We start from the raw sequence: 17474 nt of genomic DNA on the forward strand, positions 1-17474 counted from the left end.
CGCATGCGTTAGAATCTGCCTTTGAGATTCGAAAAAGTCTCAAAGGCAGCATCAAAAAAGTTCCCCAAAAAAATTTATATTTTTCTCTCAAATCAACTCTCTACAGTAAGTGCCTGTTTTCTCTTGATCCTCTCACTCATATAAAAATGAGAACCTAATCACGTATTTGATGGTTAGAAAAGTTACGTCTATCTTTCAAACAAAAGACATCAACTTCGCAGCATTAATGTTCTCAATTTCAGACACTTTACTCAGTCGTGGCTTAGCGATTGAGAAAACGACTAGAAAGCATCTGCGGGCATACCCACTACGAAGGATTGACCAGAACCATTCTGAATGTCGCGAGCCAATCTTTTGATTGGCAATTACGTCAGTGAATCGCACCAAATGACAGAGGGGTTATCAGGATGAACACTCGAACCACGACAGGACTCGTCGCCACTGGCTGGTCCGTTATCTTTTCACTTTTTACCGCATTCGCCGCGTATGCGAATACGTCTCCAAACTGTAGTGATGTTTTAGCGGGCAACACAACTGCCGTATCGCAAAAAATGATGGTTTTACTGGGCGAAGACATCACTAAATCCAACCGCATCACCACGGTGATTCCAGCCGAAAACAATCCATTTGTGACCGAAGCACTGGTCTCGGTTTCCAACGACGTGTCACCCAATGGACGTTTGCCACAAAAGACATTGGAAGAGATCAGAAAAGTACGCTCAGATTTAGAAAAAGCCGCACAGGAAGTGAGCCGATTACAAGGTACTTTTGAAGTCGCATTTGTTAGCTTGATTGATGGTTACTGCCAGTTCTCGAACCACGAACTTACTCAGCATGCCAAAATCGACTTTGACCATTTGGAAGGTCTCACGTTGTATTCAATCCCCGCTTTGTTAGCAATGGTGGATCAATCCTACGCCATGGCAGAAAATAGAATTGCTAGCGAGCAGGAACAGTTAAGCAACATCGAGAAAGAACAACAGAGACAGAAACAGCAAGCCAGTGCTGCCGCAGCAGCTCGTTACCAAGACGGTAACGTGTTGGTGAAAGTCGAGAATTTTGATGGCTCTAATGTGACGTTTTCCGTCACTAACGTCGGTTCACAAGGTTCATTACAGCCAAACTTCAACACGTTTAATGCCTATCGCACCGAAAGCGGAGAGCTAGTGTATAAATCGGAGTCTTTGTTGAACTTAGCAGATACTGCGGGTAACACGCTTGAAACCATGGGAATCGCAGAGCTCTCATCACGAGGGGGAAACAACTTGTCAATCTCTCCGGGTGAAACCCGAAAATTCGTCACCAGTATCGCGTCAGAAGTCGCACCACACGCACAGTTAAGCTTAGAGTTCCCGGCCAAAGTATTAAATACCGAACAAGACTTCACGCTGTCATTTTCTGACACGACGGCTGTGGCTACAGCGAACGTAAATTAACTGAAAAGTGCTCATCACAACGCGCACAGACGTAAACTTGTTGTTTGGCAACAAGCTCAAAGACAGGCACATTTCGCCTGTCTTTTCTTTCGGAAAAGTAAAATTATGGCTGTTTGCACTTATAAGCATTAGCAAACATGGTAACCGATGTGGAGAAGTCCAACGGCTCATATAAATACAATGTATCTGCGCCTAAATCTGCCGCTTTGATGCGCATTTGGTTTAACGTACCCCAAACCATGTCTTTATCTGCGTGCAGCCAATAATCATAAAAGTGCCCTTCCGAGCCAATTACCGTTCCCATTAGCTCACAGTTTTCAATCGCATTCACGTTGTCCCAAAGCACTTGGACTTGCTCAGATTCTTGGGTCGGGAACGTCACACATCCCGTCAATGATGCCGCTAACGCAAGACACATCACTCGCTTTTTCATAGCCATATCGCCTAAAAATTATTTAGATGGCGGATTTTATGAATTGCTTATGTGATGACCAACAAAATATTTCTATCGCCCCTTTAAATAGAAATAATGGAAGCGAAGAAAACTCTAAAGGCAGCGTATACCGCTAGTAATCACATGGCATCTAAGATAAAACAGTAGCGATAATATACGGATGAGGGATAGAGTTTGGTTTCTAAAAATAAGCTAATTCGCTATACGGCTACGGAAGTCGCTGATGCATTTGAAAAAGAAGATGAGCTCATTAAACAAGTTCAGTCCAACCAACTCTCGCAAGTGCTATTACTTTGGCAAGTAAAAAGCCCGACGCTCGTGCTTCCCGCGGGTAAGAAATGGCCAGTGTCTAATGAGTTAGAACATGCGTTAAATGCGTCTGGCTGGAAACTCTTTTCTCGTAAAACTGGCGGTGCCCCCGTCCCTCAAGTACCGGGTATTATTAATCTATCCCACATCTATCACTGGCCAGACGGTGAGCCTTACGACATCAAGAAAGCGTATCTCGATTTGTGTGCGATTTTGACAGTTTTCTTTGAGCAACTGGGCGTGAAAGTAGATGTCCATGCTACGCCTTATTCCTACTGTGATGGCGAGTACAACCTCAATATTGGTGGTCAAAAAGTTGTGGGAACCGCGCAGCGCGTTTTACTGAAAAAAGGCGGTGGACAAGTGGTATTGTCACAAGCATGCATTCTGATTGATGCCGACGTCGAGAAGATTGTCGAACCAGTACGATTATGTAATCAGCTTTGTGGTCATGACGATGATATTCGTGGCGATGTTCACACACCGCTCTTCAATCATATATCCGACCGCCCCTCGATAGATTCACTCTTTCAGCAACTGACTAGCGCGTTTTTAATGCATGCTAAAGGCGACTAAAGCCGCGTTAACAACCAAAAAAGAAAAGGAGCTTTCGCTCCTTTCCTACTCAATCAACCGACGTTAAAAGCGAACTTCCACTTCGACCCCTTCAATCCATCGACTTTTTTCCAACGGCTCATCAAAGCTCAGTGTGACTTTTAAATAGGCAGGCTGCCCTTCAAATGGGCTTTGAAGTTCTGAAGGCAATTTGTTCACAACCTCAACCGGCTTCGATACCGTCGCTCTAAACTTTCGACCATCAGGAAATACGACTTTTGCTTTGGTTTCCATATTACTGTATTCGAGGTATTTAGGATTTAGAAAAGCCGTAATTTCAGGTGTCACGTTGCGAGCAATCGTGAGCAATGGCGTATTTTCCGATACATTTTGCCCCTCATGCACATGAATATCGAGTACACGACCGTTCATAGGAGAACGGAAGGTGAGATCTTCTTGTTGAGCACGCTTTACTACCAGCTCACGCATTAAAGAACGATACTCTTGTGTCACTGGACCAGCCAACTCTAACTCTTCCAAGTTACGCATCGCATCCACATAAGCAATTTTCTGACTGCTTAACTGATTGCTCAGTGAGTTATTCACACTCACAATAGCCGCGTAATCCACCTCAGACACTTGCCCTTTCTTTCTGTAAAGGTCGTATTTTTTCTGAATATCACGGACCTTCTTCAAGCCTTCGGCTGAGCTCTCAATAGCACTTTTGTATAGCTCATCAGTACTTTGCACCTGATTTTTAGACAGTTTCACCAGCTCATCTTTAATGAAATCAATCTCTTTATTCAACGCATTATCTTTTAACAACAGCAGCGCTTGATCCTGAGTCACTTCCGTACCGACATTCACAGGCACTGGCCCAACAATGGCAGAGCGAGTTGCCGTCACCGTAAGTGGATGTGACGTGATAATGGCAGGCGCCGTCACTAACACTTGCGTTCTAAACAAGTAATAAGCCATAAACAAAAGCGGACTGATTACAATCGCTAAAATCAAGTACCAACGGAGACGATAACCGCCACGCTTTGCCTGTCCGTAGACGACTTTCATCCCGTTCTCAGACTGCGGTTTGTTTTTCTTATCTAAGTGAAAGTTAACTTTCATACTAAAACTTTTTACCTCGCTTCAATACCCACCAAGGTGCCATACTCGACTCTTCATGACTTCTCCTCACAACTTCATTAACCATTGAGAAAGCGGTAATCAAACGCATGAAAAACTGGTAGACAGGGTAAAGAAATAACCATTTCGCTGACTTCAAATCCTCTTTCTTTCTCTCTGATACAAGCCCAATGTAGACAACAAAAATCAGAGCAGATAAGAAGAGGTAGACAAAATAGAGCATTAGCATCAACGCCAATACAAATTTAAGTGGATAGACAATCACCATGTACACGCTAAATATCACCACAAGCAGCGGCAATAAAACGTTTTGAATCACGCCATAAGCCAAAGTGAATAAAAAGTTCCCCCAACCAAGTAGCCGTGGAGACAACCCTTCATTGTGTTTACGCAAAAACAAAAACAATAAATCGCCATCCCAACGCAGCCGCTGCAATACCAAACCTTTCAACGTATCTGGCACATCAGTATGGCCGATGGAGTGCGTCGAAAAAGCCAATTTATTATCAGGGTAACGACGTTTGTATTGCTTCAAGCGCATGGTTAAGTCGAGATCTTCTGCAGTATGCGTATCCCAGCCCCCCACTTGCTTAAGCAGGTTCTTCCGAAACGCTCCGAAGGCGCCAGAAATGTTATTGAGCACTCCCCATGTCGCCATCCCCGTTTTACCGGCTTGCATCGACAGCATGTACTCCAAGGATTGCATTTTGGTCAACAAGTTGGCGTTATGGTTGCGAACTCTTAACGCACCACCGCTCGCAATCACATTTTTATCCGCAAACTGTTTCATCATGGTGAAGACCATGTCGTTATCGAATGACGTATCTCCATCCACGTTAATGACGATTTCCCCACTAGCCATTGATAAGCCGGCATTCAGTGTTGAAACCCGACCTCCTCGTTGCCATTTTGGCAACACGCGCACTTTACGATTACGAACGCCTGCATGCCTTTTCTCACCATTTAACGCGGCTTGATAGGTATCTTGGTTTTGTACCGCCCCATCAACCACAGCAAGTACTTCAATATGACCTGGGTAAACTTGCTCAACTAACGTATCGATAGTGATCCCAATCGCATCACCTTCACCATAACAAGTAATAACGAAACTCACTGAAGGGAACTGTTTTAATTCTGGATCTTCTTGCGCATATGACCAACGAAATATCCCTGTTAGCACCAGCAAATATAGAGGTAGCTCGATAATGATCATGACGGGAAACAGCAATAGCCATAACTCTTCATTGTGAAGTAGCATGCCTCGAAGATAGTCGAGCAGAACGAGACTATCTTGCAGCATAAATCTCACCCATCAGCGATTCCATCCAAGCAGAAACACCGTCTTCAATGATCGGGTCGGGCAGGTCCCAAGCAAAGACATCCAACTCAAACTCTTCGTCTTCAACAAGCTCACCCAGATCCGATAATTTTTGCTGTAAAATGGACAGGCTCGCGTTGGTCGTATTTGGCATTAGGACAAGCAACACATCCTGTTTGTACTGACAACAGATATCGGTATCTCTAAACAAGCCGCTAAGACGACGCGTCAGTTGATCCATCAATGAGAACAATTTTGCATCGCCATATTGCTTACCGTATTCATCGATCGTCGGTAAATGCAGTCCAAGTAGAAGGTGCTGTTCTTTGTGTCTCAGCGCGACTTTATTTAACCATGCAAGCAAATTTTGGAAAAAGCTGACTTCCACTTTGCCTTTGATCGAGAGTTCAGGAGCTTGAATGGACTTACCGTGTTGGAAAATGTATTCACCCACTTCACCAAGTCGATATTGGTAAATTTTACGGACAACAAGCTCTTCAACTTTGATCTTTGAGTCACAACTTAAACATTGACTGATCGTCGCCGCTTCAACAAATAAACTGGAGCAACTATTACAAACGTGGTTTTCAAGCGGGCGATCATAATCAACGCCGATATGGCGCAGCTGAGTCAAACATTTGGGGCACTCGAGCTTTCCACGGCGCTGAAAGCTGTGTTGTTCACCAACATGGCCACAAGTGAAGCAGTGCAAAGAGCTTTGAGAGTCGATATCGATGCTGCTGCAATCCGGGCACACCTCTACATAATTCAAGTGCCCGCTATTACATTGAGAACAAACACGAATTCTGTCGATCAGTACTTCTGCTTCTAATACTCCGCGACCTTGCTCTGAGAGTACGTATCGATAAGTCGAATAAATATCAGGAAAGAACATATCGATAATTGGATACGAATAAACCGACATAGACTCTAAGCTTTTTAAAGCAGTCACTCTTCGCTGACGATTGACCCCAAGCCAACCAATCAAAGGATCTAACACTTCCGGTTCATCAATGGCATCGAGCTTGCTCTGAATGGATCGCCAAATTTTTATTGATTCTCTAGCTTCAAAGACACCGTCGGTAACGCATCGAGAATAAGGGGTTTCCACGGAGACATAAACCGCCCAAGACCAACGCCCTTTCTCCTGATAAAACGCTTTCAGCGCGGTATCTATTTGGTGTGGATCTTGATAAGCAATACACACCATGCCACCGAGTCCCGTTGCCACCTCATCAATATGATTAACCAAAACCATATCTTCAGCTAACTCACTGACAGGCTGTTCACCAACCCAGTAGAAATTGTTATTTATTGACGACATTTTATTAGTTCTCACAACCACAAAATTAATTCATAACATCAGAAATATAGAACTTGCAGTAACAAAGCACTCTAGGTAGACAAGCCTTGCCACCGTTAAATACAACAATAGAACAAATATTTAGAGAGCTTTAACTCAGGCAGTAAAAGCAGAAAGATCTCTGAATAAAGTGTGAAGGAGGCCGTGAGTAGAGAAATCGGATAGCAAAGCGCATAGTACAACCTTTTGTTAGCAAGCTGGGATAATAGTGCGATTTGATGATGAATGAGATCCTTGCATTCACATCAAGCTCATTGTTTTATATCAGTCGATTCCTTTCTGCTCAGCATTTAACCATACCGACATGTATCAAATCTGAGACTTGGTAATACTTTACTAACTAATTTCCATTAAAATTGAGTGGCAAAACACTGAATAACATTCAATCATTCTGATTATTTATCAAACAAGTATTTTTAAGCCATTTGAATGATTAATAATCACCATTTGTCTCGCTGTTTTTTCTGAAAGAACACGTAACACATTCAAACTACAGAATGAATCTACGTCACTTTTCTATGCTCTTTTTTGTTCAAAAAAGAAATGAGATCCAGTTCAAATATTTATCCATAACAGAATTAGTTGAAGCCAGCGCGTAAAAGCCTCAGAATGTCGCACTTTTCGTACCGATTTGTTTTCGGCGCGTTGTTATCTAACTCTACAATTGAGAATCATACATATGGGTTTTACCTCTTTAGGTCTATCTGCTCCAATCCTTAAAGCTATTCAAGAAAAAGGCTACGACACCCCTTCGCCAATTCAGGCAAAAGCAATTCCTGCTATTTTGGAAGGGAAAGACGTAATGGCAGCAGCGCAGACTGGTACAGGTAAAACTGCAGGCTTTACGCTACCGATTCTTGAGCGTTTATCGAACGGCTCTCGCGTTCGTGCTAACCAAGTTCGAGCACTGATCCTAACGCCAACACGTGAGCTTGCAGCTCAGGTGCAAGAAAACGTATTTATGTACGGCCGTCATCTTCCACTAAGCAGTGCGGTTGTTTTTGGTGGTGTGAAGATCAACCCGCAAATGCAGCGTCTTCGCAAAGGTGCGGATGTGTTGGTCGCGACACCAGGCCGCCTGATGGATTTGTACAACCAAAATGCAGTGAAGTTCGACCAACTGGAAGTGCTAGTACTGGACGAAGCAGACCGCATGCTAGATATGGACTTTATCCGTGACATTCGTAAGATCCTAGCACTACTACCAAAACAACGTCAGAACCTACTGTTCTCGGCGACTTTCTCGGATGAAATCCGCGACCTTGCGAAAGGCTTGGTGAACAACCCGGTTGAGATTTCCGTTAACCCGGCAAACTCGACGGCGAGAACGGTTGAGCAAAGCATCTACCCAGCAGACGTGAAGAAGAAAGCACCGATGTTGGTTAAATTGATCAAAGACGGCGATTGGAAGCAAGTGCTGGTGTTTACGAAAACGAAACACGGCGCAAACCGTCTGGCGAAGTTCCTGATCGAACAAAATCTACCGGCTGCTGCCATCCACGGCAACAAGAGCCAAGGCGCGCGTACCAAAGCACTGGCGGATTTTAAATCGGGTGAAATTCGTGTGTTGGTCGCGACGGACATTGCTGCGCGCGGTATCGATATTCCTCAATTACCACAAGTGGTGAACTTTGAGCTACCTAAAGTGGCAGAAGACTACGTTCACCGTATTGGTCGTACTGGCCGCGCGGGCGAAGTAGGTAAAGCGATTTCACTTGTATGTGCGCTAGAAGCATCTGAGTTGTTTGCGATTGAACGTTTGATTCAAGAAGTGCTACCACGTAAAGAGTTGGAAGGTTTTGCGCCAACCAATGTGGTACCAGAATCTAAACTGGATACTCGTCCAATCAAACCGAAAAAACCTAAGAAGCCGAAGAAACCAAAAGCGCCAAATGCTGCGGGTGAAAACGCTCCAGCAACCGAAAAGAAAGCAGGCAATGGTGCAAACAAACCTAAACGTCGCTTCAACAGTGGTAACAACGGCAACAAAAACAGCACCAACCAAGGCGGTGCGGGCAAGCCTAAAGGCAACCGTGAAGGCCAAGGTCGTGCAAACAGTAAACCAGATGACCGTAAACCTAACGGCAACAAGCCAAATAGCAATAAACCGAATGGAAATAAACCAAACGGTAATAAGAGTGGCAACGATGGTAAACCGTCTACTAACCGCAAGCCAAACAATGCTAAGTCTGCAGGAAACAAACCATCAGGTCAGCGCCGTAAGCCTCGTCCGCAGGCGGCAAACTAATCTGTAAACGGCCACCCGATAACAAATACAACAAAGCCGCTGAAAATCTCAGCGGCTTTGTTTTTCTTAGAACACAGTTTTTTAGAACACAGCTTTGTTAAAACAGCCTACATTATAGGTGTGATTCGAATATCTGCGATTTGCGCTTCGTTCTTTTCACCCTCAATACCACCAGCGTAGATGTAGGTTTCATTCGATGTGAGGTAACTCATATTGAAGTGATCCTTCAGCGCGATCTGATAGGTTTTCCCCTGCTCCAACGCCACTTCAATTGGCGTTGAGTAACGCATACCTTGGTTTTCACCAATATGGCCCATCTGCAAGTAACCTTGACCAACCACTTTACCTTCATCATCCAATACCTCTAACAATTTCACGGTGTTCGTGATGCCAGTATTAAGTTGCCCTAGGTTATTGTTGTACCAAGCATCGAACTGGTAAGTGCCCGTTACAGGAGCTGTAAACGACTCTGCACCTTTTACGATGCCGCTGTCTTTGCTCACCGTAACTGCCGATACATTGTCTTTGAGTGGCTGATATTCACCATCAAGTTTGATGCGGATCTCTTCACCGACACAAACCGGTTGGCTTGGGTTAGAACGGAAGCCTTTATCGTTAATGCTTTCAGCCAAATAACACGCAAAACCTGTTGGCGTATCGGAATAAGATTGAGCAATCACGTTCTTTTGAATCAGCTCGCCATTGCGATACAAGTTCACGTTGTACTTGCTCGTCACGTCAATCGAAACCGAATTATCAACGCTTTTTACCACCAATGTTGGCTCTTGCGGAGAATAAACGCGGCTGTCTTCACTCACATACGGTTTCACACCAGAAACTAAAGTAATGCTGCTATCTACATTCACAAGCGCGCCCAGTGTCACGTGGAAATGCCCCTCTTCGTCCATCGTGACATTTTCAACTGGGTAGTAGCCTGTTTCATCTTTGCTTACTTCAGGCAAGTCAATCGTTACCGAGTAGTTCTTTCCTTTGAAGGCAAAGTTTTCCAACGTGATTTGTTCAGACTGAGCCAACAAGTTATTGCGCACCCAACTTGTGATAAATGGCTTCACTTCCAACTTACCTGTTTCGGTATGGATGCCAAATAGGGTCTCTACCACCATGTTCAAGTAGCCACCCACAGACCAAAGCTGACGCTGAGAGTTAATCACTGGGCCATCCAAGCTCGGATCTTCGCCATGATCACTATGGATGATGAATGACTTACCAGAAAGCCACTCTAAGTTTTCCATGTTGGATAAATTGGTCGCTGTACCACGAACCAACGATTGAATGGCATTGTTCGCCGCAGCCACGTTTTGTGTTTGATGCGCGGCGCGCAAGCTGTACGCGGTAACAAATGGCCAAATTGCGCGGTTATGGTACACAGGCACATCCGGTTGTTGAGGGAAATAAACCGGCACGCCAAACTCACTGTGTGGGTAATTGGCCATGATTTGTTTCGCCTGCGCATCACTTGCCACGCCACTGATGATCGCAAGTGCTTCGCCCAACATGTCGTATTTGTCGACCGCGATGTCTTTGCCATTATCAAACAAATAGCTTACGTACATACCGCGTTCGGCATTCCAAAACTGCTCGTTGATAGCGGTTTTTAACTGCTCAGCCCAATCGGTGTATTTGACCGCGTTGGTTGAATCGTACTTCTCTGCCAACTTAGCCGCGAGCTGAATCGCGCGGTAGTGAACCACGTTTGTCGATAACGCTTTGCTGCTACCAATCGCATTGACATCGTTTGGCGTCCACGTTGAATACGTTTGCTCACGCCAATCAAGGAATGACTGCTCACCAGTGTATAAACCAGATTTCGCATCAAAAGCCGCCAGGCGATCGGCTTCAAGTGTATTGCTGATAGCGTTATATGCGCGCTCAGCAAACTGGTTGTACTCTTCTCCATCCAATGCCGAAAGTAAGCGTTCTGCACCAAGCGCCCAAGTCGTGCGGTCGGTACTGATTGGCCAGCTGCCGCCAGTGCCCGTGTCTTGCACAATCTGCTCGCCATCGTATTGCTGATCGGTCGTGTCGCGGAAAGCGGACAATTTGAAATTCAAACCATTTTGCACGCGAGTTGGATTCATCAATGCAAGCGAAAGGTCTGCTGCGTACGCCAAATCACGCGTCCACACGTAATGCCACTTCGCGCCCGTCTCAAAGACTTCCGCTTTGATTGGGTTGTTGTAGTTGTAATTGCCGTCTTTGATTTCAGAAACGGCAAGCTGGTCTAGCTCTTTCATCGTCAACGCAAACAACGCGTCAAACGCGACATCACCCGATACCACTCGCGGCCCTGTTTGTTCATTAATCACTAAGCCTTGGTCGAGCGCATCACGCAATTCTGTCGTCGTTGAAATACCAAATTCACGCAGTTCAGCTTTAGGATCTTTCACCGAGAAAATCACGGTATCACTCGAGTCATCGTAATTGGCGAACAGTTTCACTTCTTTACTCTGATGCCCTTCATGCACCATTGCAGGGTCGAGAATCGCATCAGAGTAGTATTTTTCCGCTTCTTCTTGCGTTGCTTTCGTCACAGTCATTGTCGCGCGACTTTCATCGGCAAAGCTCACAGAAAACTTGTAATACCCTTTGTCTTCAAACGTGATCTCAGAGTTACAATCATCGTTCATACACGCTTCATTCGTGTCTGGTTTTGGCAGGTACTCCTGAGCCTTATCGAACGTCGTGGGCTCCTCAAAATAGGTGTATTGGATCTGCCAACCCGGATCAGCAATCTTGAACTGATTGCTACCTCGAGCGACGCGCAGTACGGTTTCGTACTCGTTATTACCCAAATAGTTTAGCTTGGCATGCTCTGCCGTGCCCCAATCCCCATTTAAACCACGTAAATATAAGTCGGCTGAAATAATTGGTTTGTCGATCTGCACAGGCGCATCAGAGGAATCTGATCCACACCCAGCAAGACCAATACAAGACGCGACAGCTAGCGCAATAAAACTCGGTTTCATGTTCATCCCTTAGATTGTTGTTTTGGCGACAGTCTAAAGAACACCTTTTTGAGGGGAAAATAGGAAGTCAGGAGCGAGCTATAGATAACATCTATACGTCAAACCCCAACAGTGATGTAGATCTATGAAATGCGCATAATTTCAATCAAATGAGATTACAGATTTGTGATTTATAAATGAAATTGTGCAAAATACCCCTCATTCTTAGAGGGGAAAGAAAATGGACAAATCTCTGCAGCAATTTTTACTGGTTGCACGCTGCCAAAGCATCAGCGCTGCGGCAAGAATGGCAGGGTTAAGCCAGCCAACGGTAACAAGCAATTTAAAGAAGCTGGAAGAGAATCTCGGCGTGACGCTGTTTGAACGTCATCCTAATGGCATGGTGTTGACCGAATACGGACGCATCCTCTATCGCCATAGCAACGCGATGCAGCATGAATACAACCAAATGATGCAAAGCATTGATGAACGGAAACAGTACCAAGTCGGAAAAATTAAAATGGGTACTGGCGATGCGTGGTGGCCGCTGTTCGTCAAACAAGCACTCAATGAACATCTGACCAAACAGCCATCGGCATCTACGCACGTCGAATTTGGCAACCACTTAGGCTTGATGGATTCATTAATCAACGAACAGATTGAATTCTTCATCGGCCACGAGATTGTCGGCTTGTCGTCTAAATGCGATGTTACGTTTATTCCGCTATTTCAAACGGTTGATGCCTATTTTGTTTCCCCAAACCATCCACTGCTAGGTAAAACCGTCACCGAAGAGATGCTGCACGAATACCCTGCTCTTTCGGTCACTTATGACGCTAAGAAATTCGCTCACGTCATCGATAACCCAATCCCGAAACAAAATGAACGCGAAAGGCAGCAACTGGATGATAGACCGACTTACGAAGTGGATTCTCTGCTCGCCAGTATTGATGTACTGAAAGAAAGCGTCGCGGTGATGTCTTATACCGGCCACCTGAAACCGTATTTGGAATCCTTTGGCTTACGATGCTTAACCATGGAAAACGAACCAAACCCTGGCACCGTCGGGATTTATCGCCACCGCCGAGAAACCTCTGAATCGCATCTAGATCTGATTGCTGGTATCACTCAGCGCGCTAAATTGCTCAACTAGAAAGTCCAAAAACAGGCGAACTCTTTTCGGTTGATATTGGCGGCTTTGATAAATGACATGCAGATCCGCTTCAGCGCCTTGCGAAAAGGCGCTGAAGTTTTTCATATACCCATCCAAAACCGTTACTAAACGTTGTTGTTTTAGGTCTTGCTGAATATCTAAAATCGATTTCAACGCAATCCCCGCACCGTCCAACGCCCATTGTCGAATCACTTCACCATCATCAGAAAAGCGCTTTGGCGTGACCGTGATCGTTTGGTGAGACTCTTCATCTTTAAAGTGCCACGTTTTTAATTCTTCATTGCTGCGCACCATGGCTAAGCAGCGATGATCCGCGAGATCTTGAGGACAGTTGGGGATACCTTGCTTCAACAAATAATCAGGTGACGCGCACAGTACGCGTTGACTCGATGCCAGCTTGCGCGAAATGAGATTGCTGTCCGCTAACTCGCCGTAACGAATCACTAAATCGAGCCCCGATTCAGCCAAGTTCGACAAATTGTCATTAAGATAAAGATAAGGCGTCACATCCGGATATTGCTCAGAAAAAGCCGACACCATCGGCGAAATAATTTGTTTGCCAATATCTCGTGGAGCTGAAATTTTCAACGTTCCGCGCACTTCCGAAATACCCGTTTGCAGTAAGTTTTCCGTCTCTTTCACGCTATCAATGATGTTCAGACAAGCTTGATGGTACATTGCCCCTGCGTCCGTAAGTGATACGTGGCGTGTGCTTCGGTTGAGCAGCTTTACGCCATAGCGTTCTTCTATCGCTTGCAGCCTTGCCGTTACCGTCGCCGGAGACAAACCTAACTCCCTTCCCGCCGCTGCCAGACCTTGATGTTTAACGATGCTGACAAACAACGTCATATCCGAAAACTTATCCATCTTCGCGCCCTTATTATTTGGAAAAACTGAATAATCAATTCAGATATTACCCAATTATCAAATTAAATCGAATCCATATACTGACCCTATCGACATTGTTTAGACCCAGAACGTTATGTGACAGGGCAAAGTTAAACGCCGTAACGCTGTTCAACGCACAACAACACGCCCTGCCCAGCCAAGAGATAGGAAACAAAAATGAAACTGTACATTTATGAACATTGCCCCTTTAGCGCCCGCGTCCGTTTTGTTGCAGGCATGCTGAATATTCAGCTCGACGTCATCAACATTGCTTATGACGACGAGAGCACCACCACAAACATCATCGGCGCAAAACAAGTTCCTCTTTTGATCAAAGACAATGGTGAAGCCACGGCGGAAAGCTTAGACATCATCAACTACTTCCTTGAATTGGCATCTTCCAACGAAAGCAGCCAACCCTCAACACCGGTTTTAGACTGGCAAAAACAAGCGTTTTTACCGCTACAAAAAGTCGGGTATCCGCGTTGGTCAAACATGACATTACCGGAATTTGCAACAGAAACCGCTAAACAAGCATGGCGTGAAAAAAAAGAAACCGAAGCGTTAAATTTTGAAGCTTTGATTAACGATACACCTGCGATTGCGAAAGAAGTCGCCGCTTTGATAGAACAAACCAAACCCTTGCTCAACCTAAGTTCAGAAAAGCAAACATCACTGGTTGATCAGGCCATTATGTTCTCCATTCTACGCGGTTTTTTCAGTGCGCCCGAAGTGCAATGGGATCCAGCCGTACTTCACTGGATGGCAACCGCTCGTAAAGCGACCAACGTGCCAGTACTTATCTAAGGAGCGCAACATGAAACAAAGACCAAATAAGCTGTTTGAACCAGCTCAACTGAAATCGTTGTCACTACAAAACCGTATTGTCATGGCACCAATGACTCGCGCACGCACCACTCAGCCGGGCAACATCCCGAATGAGATGATGGCAACGTATTATCAACAGCGCGCTTCTGCCGGGCTGATCATTTCCGAAGCCACACAAATTTCGGACGATTCTCAAGGCTATTCGTTCACACCAGGCGTTTACACCGATGCGCAAGTGGCGGGCTGGCAGGGTGTGACCCAAGCGGTCAAATCACAAGGCGCAGCGATGTTTTGTCAGCTATGGCATGTGGGCAGAGTGTCTCACCCAACATTCCAAAATGGTGAACAGCCTATCGCACCATCTGCGCTCGCTCCGGTAGAGACGCAAGTTTGGATTGCAGATGAACAAGGCAACGGCAATATGGTCGATTGTGTTGAGCCACGCGCAATGACACAAGCGGATATCAACCGAGTTGTCGGTGATTTCGCGAACGCAGCCAAACGCGCCATTGAATCGGGTTTTGATGGTGTAGAAATCCACGGCGGGAATGGGTATCTGATAGACCAGTTCTTAAGAACCAATTCAAACCATCGAACAGACAACTACGGCGGTTCACGAGAAAACCGTATCCGTTTTCTTATCGAAGTAGTGGATGCAGTTATCGCCGCTGTTGGTGCGCATCGAGTTGGAGTGAGATTGGCACCATTCATTACGTTTAAAGATATGGACTGCCCAGATATCGTGCCAACGATCTTAGAGGCATCAAAACAGCTACAGGAGCGCGACATTGCCTACTTGCACTTGTCCGAGGCCGATTGGGCCGATGCACCAACGATTCCCGAGACGTTTCGAATCGAACTTAGAAAGCGCTTTCGCAACGCTATCATTGTCGCAGGTCGCTACGATCCTCAACGAGCAAACGAAGTGTTAGAGAAAGGCTACGCGGATCTTGTCGCATTCGGACGACCATTCGTAGCAAACCCAGACTTAGTCTCTCGCTTGCAACATCACCATCCGTTGGCAGAACTCGATGGCTCAACGTTGTTTGGCGGAAACGAACGAGGCTACACCGATTACCCTGCTCTGCAACAGGAATGCGCAGAACAGGCCTGATAAAAAAGCCCCAACCTGGCTGCTACGGTTGGGGCTGTCACCAAACTAAAATGGTTTTTGGCTGGCTTAAGCCGGCTAAGAGTTAAATCACTTCTAACGCGCCGCGGCGCCAAGGTTCGATAACGACTTTAATATGGTCATTTGGCGTCATTAACTGTCTAAACGCATCTTCCACACCATCGATTCCCACTTTGGCGGTAAGCATTTTCTGCCAAGGCAACTTGTGTTCGGCAATCGCTTGTAGGCATTGCTCAAACTCGTGCGGTTGATAGTAATAAGAGAATCTCAAATCGAGCTCTTTTACGGTCGCGTACGCGTAGTTAATGATTGCGGGTGTCGTATGGATACCCGAGATGACGATTCGCGCTCGGGCAGGAGCGCGGCGCATAAAATCGTCAATCAAGGTATGCTTGCCCACACACTCATAAATGACCAGACGTGAGTTCATCGCGTACTGCTCACCAACGGCGATCTCGTCTTCCTTGGTCGGGTTGATCAATCGATTTGCGCCAAACTCGCTAGCAAGTTGCAGCTTCTCTTCCTGAAGGTCGACCGCAAGAATATTGATCACACCTCGTTGTTTCAGTGCAGCAATCACCGCCAGCCCTATAGGGCCGCAACCGACAACCAGCGCTGTATCTTCCGTTTCGATTTCACTGCGATTGACCGCATGCAAACCGACCGCCAGCGGCTCGGTTAACGCTGCCGCTTCAGACGGCATTTCGTCGGGCACTGGCAGTAGGAGCGCTTCATCAAGTAGGAAATACTCAGAGTAAGCGCCGTAAGTACCCGGAGTGACACCAACGCCTGCGCCATTTTGGCTGAGCAACATCGGCACAGAGGTGACTCGGCTACCGACAGGCAACGTTTGCTGCGTGTCAGCGCCGTATTCGACAATTTCCGCACAGAACTCATGTCCCAACATCACTTGAGCGTGCTCACCTACTTCATCAGGCATCAATCCAAGCTGGTGGAATACATCAAATACTTCATCGGCGTGTCGAGTAATGTGTAGGTCGGAGCCACAAATCCCACAGGCAAGGCTGCGAACCAACACTTGTCCTGCTGCGGGCTGGGGTATTTCGACTTGCTGCAGGCGGACACAGCCATCCAGCATTACGATACTGTTCATCTGTTGCATGGGGTTACTCCGCTAGCTCATCGCTGAGACCAGCAATCGCACCCGGTTTGATGTAGCGCGCGGTGAAGCCTTGTGCTTTCGCTGTTGCAATAACAACTTGCTCAATCCAACCTGCGTCCATGATGTTGAGAAAGTTACCCTCTTCGTCAAAGTTAATGTTCGCACCTTGGATCACCATAAAGCCATCTGCACCACCCGACTCTTCTGGACAGTGGAAGGTATGAATCGAACCACCTGGCTCATATAAATAGCTACCTGCGGTTTGAACTTGGTCTGGGTATTCAATGTAGTGCCAAGCGCCGCTTAGGGTATAGAAGTGCACCACACCAGTGTGGAAGTGCTTAGGCAGAGTGATACCCGGTTTGAATTTGGCACGAATCACCCAAGTACCGTTTTCTGGGTCAAGAAACAACGGATAAACATCAACACCCGGTAACGCGTCTTTAATGATCGACTCTTCAGTAGTATTAAGAGTTAATAGGAAATCTTGATGCTGAATAACTTCTGGTAATGACATAACTTACATCCTCACTATTGCTG

Annotated in this window: 14 protein-coding genes; 6 read left to right on the forward strand and 8 right to left on the reverse strand. The window is 46.0% G+C overall.

Features of this window, described 5'->3' with window-relative positions; all coding sequences use genetic code 11:
• Positions 1-407 precede the first annotated feature (407 nt).
• Entirely contained in the window at positions 408-1436 is a 1029-nt protein-coding gene (locus J8Z23_RS19460) for a hypothetical protein (protein ID WP_069517912.1), read from the forward strand.
• 103 nt (positions 1437-1539) lie between these two features.
• On the opposite strand, the gene J8Z23_RS19465 is transcribed toward J8Z23_RS19460, so the two are convergent.
• Positions 1540-1869: a DUF4156 domain-containing protein gene (locus J8Z23_RS19465; protein WP_005392758.1), complete on the reverse strand. Its 330-nt coding sequence runs from the start codon at positions 1867-1869 to the stop codon at positions 1540-1542.
• A gap of 195 nt (positions 1870-2064) precedes the next feature.
• Between J8Z23_RS19465 and J8Z23_RS19470 the strand changes: the two genes are divergently transcribed.
• Positions 2065-2775 carry a lipoate--protein ligase family protein gene (locus J8Z23_RS19470; RefSeq protein ID WP_434635784.1) on the forward strand — a complete coding sequence of 237 codons (711 nt, stop codon included), beginning with the start codon at positions 2065-2067 and terminating at the stop codon, positions 2773-2775.
• Positions 2776-2838: 63 nt separating this feature from the next.
• Here the strand turns inward: J8Z23_RS19470 and J8Z23_RS19475 are convergent, their stop codons facing one another.
• Genes J8Z23_RS19475 through J8Z23_RS19485 form a run of 3 tightly spaced genes read right to left on the reverse strand, consistent with a single transcriptional unit; the run spans position 2839 to position 6536 of the window.
• Complete coding sequence (locus J8Z23_RS19475) at positions 2839-3876, reverse strand: HlyD family secretion protein (protein ID WP_048624783.1); 1038 nt, start codon at positions 3874-3876, stop codon at positions 2839-2841.
• 1 nt (position 3877) lies between these two features.
• Positions 3878-5194 carry a glycosyltransferase family 2 protein gene (locus J8Z23_RS19480; protein WP_172605941.1) on the reverse strand — a complete coding sequence of 439 codons (1317 nt, stop codon included), beginning with the start codon at positions 5192-5194 and terminating at the stop codon, positions 3878-3880.
• On the reverse strand, positions 5181-6536 hold the full coding sequence (locus J8Z23_RS19485) for a diguanylate cyclase domain-containing protein (protein ID WP_434635785.1): 1356 nt from the start codon (positions 6534-6536) through the stop codon (positions 5181-5183). The genes J8Z23_RS19480 and J8Z23_RS19485 overlap by 14 nt, the downstream gene beginning before the upstream one ends.
• 718 nt (positions 6537-7254) lie before the next feature.
• On the opposite strand from J8Z23_RS19485, the gene J8Z23_RS19490 reads away from it, so the two are divergent.
• Positions 7255-8823, forward strand: coding sequence for a DEAD/DEAH box helicase (locus J8Z23_RS19490; RefSeq protein ID WP_434635786.1), 1569 nt, complete (start codon positions 7255-7257; stop codon positions 8821-8823).
• 107 nt (positions 8824-8930) lie between these two features.
• On the opposite strand, the gene J8Z23_RS19495 is transcribed toward J8Z23_RS19490, so the two are convergent.
• Positions 8931-11810, reverse strand: a complete 2880-nt coding sequence (locus tag J8Z23_RS19495; protein WP_434635787.1) for an MGH1-like glycoside hydrolase domain-containing protein — start codon at positions 11808-11810, stop codon at positions 8931-8933.
• A gap of 220 nt (positions 11811-12030) precedes the next feature.
• On the opposite strand from J8Z23_RS19495, the gene J8Z23_RS19500 reads away from it, so the two are divergent.
• Positions 12031-12942 (forward strand): LysR family transcriptional regulator, encoded by a 912-nt coding sequence (locus J8Z23_RS19500; protein WP_005392753.1) that lies wholly within the window; start codon positions 12031-12033, stop codon positions 12940-12942.
• Here J8Z23_RS19500 and J8Z23_RS19505 read toward each other — a convergent pair.
• Positions 12895-13830: a LysR family transcriptional regulator gene (locus tag J8Z23_RS19505; RefSeq protein WP_301658773.1), complete on the reverse strand. Its 936-nt coding sequence runs from the start codon at positions 13828-13830 to the stop codon at positions 12895-12897. The genes J8Z23_RS19500 and J8Z23_RS19505 overlap by 48 nt on opposite strands.
• A 198-nt stretch (positions 13831-14028) precedes the next feature.
• Between J8Z23_RS19505 and grxB the strand changes: the two genes are divergently transcribed.
• Positions 14029-14658: a glutaredoxin 2 gene (gene grxB, locus J8Z23_RS19510; protein WP_301658772.1), complete on the forward strand. Its 630-nt coding sequence runs from the start codon at positions 14029-14031 to the stop codon at positions 14656-14658.
• A gap of 10 nt (positions 14659-14668) precedes the next feature.
• Complete coding sequence (locus J8Z23_RS19515; protein ID WP_140134970.1) at positions 14669-15793, forward strand: alkene reductase; 1125 nt, start codon at positions 14669-14671, stop codon at positions 15791-15793.
• Positions 15794-15875: 82 nt separating this feature from the next.
• Here J8Z23_RS19515 and J8Z23_RS19520 read toward each other — a convergent pair whose 3' ends face one another.
• Positions 15876-16934, reverse strand: coding sequence for a zinc-binding dehydrogenase (locus J8Z23_RS19520; RefSeq protein WP_301658771.1), 1059 nt, complete (start codon positions 16932-16934; stop codon positions 15876-15878).
• Positions 16935-16938: 4 nt separating this feature from the next.
• The gene (locus J8Z23_RS19525) at positions 16939-17451 is read right to left on the reverse strand and encodes a 2,4'-dihydroxyacetophenone dioxygenase family protein (RefSeq protein WP_434635788.1); all 513 of its coding nucleotides are present in this window, start codon (positions 17449-17451) and stop codon (positions 16939-16941) included.
• Between the last annotated feature and the right edge of the window lie 23 nt (positions 17452-17474).

Origin of the sequence: Vibrio sp. SCSIO 43086 (assembly GCF_051132235.1) — a bacterium.
Taxonomy (GTDB): Bacteria; Pseudomonadota; Gammaproteobacteria; order Enterobacterales; family Vibrionaceae; genus Vibrio; species Vibrio diabolicus.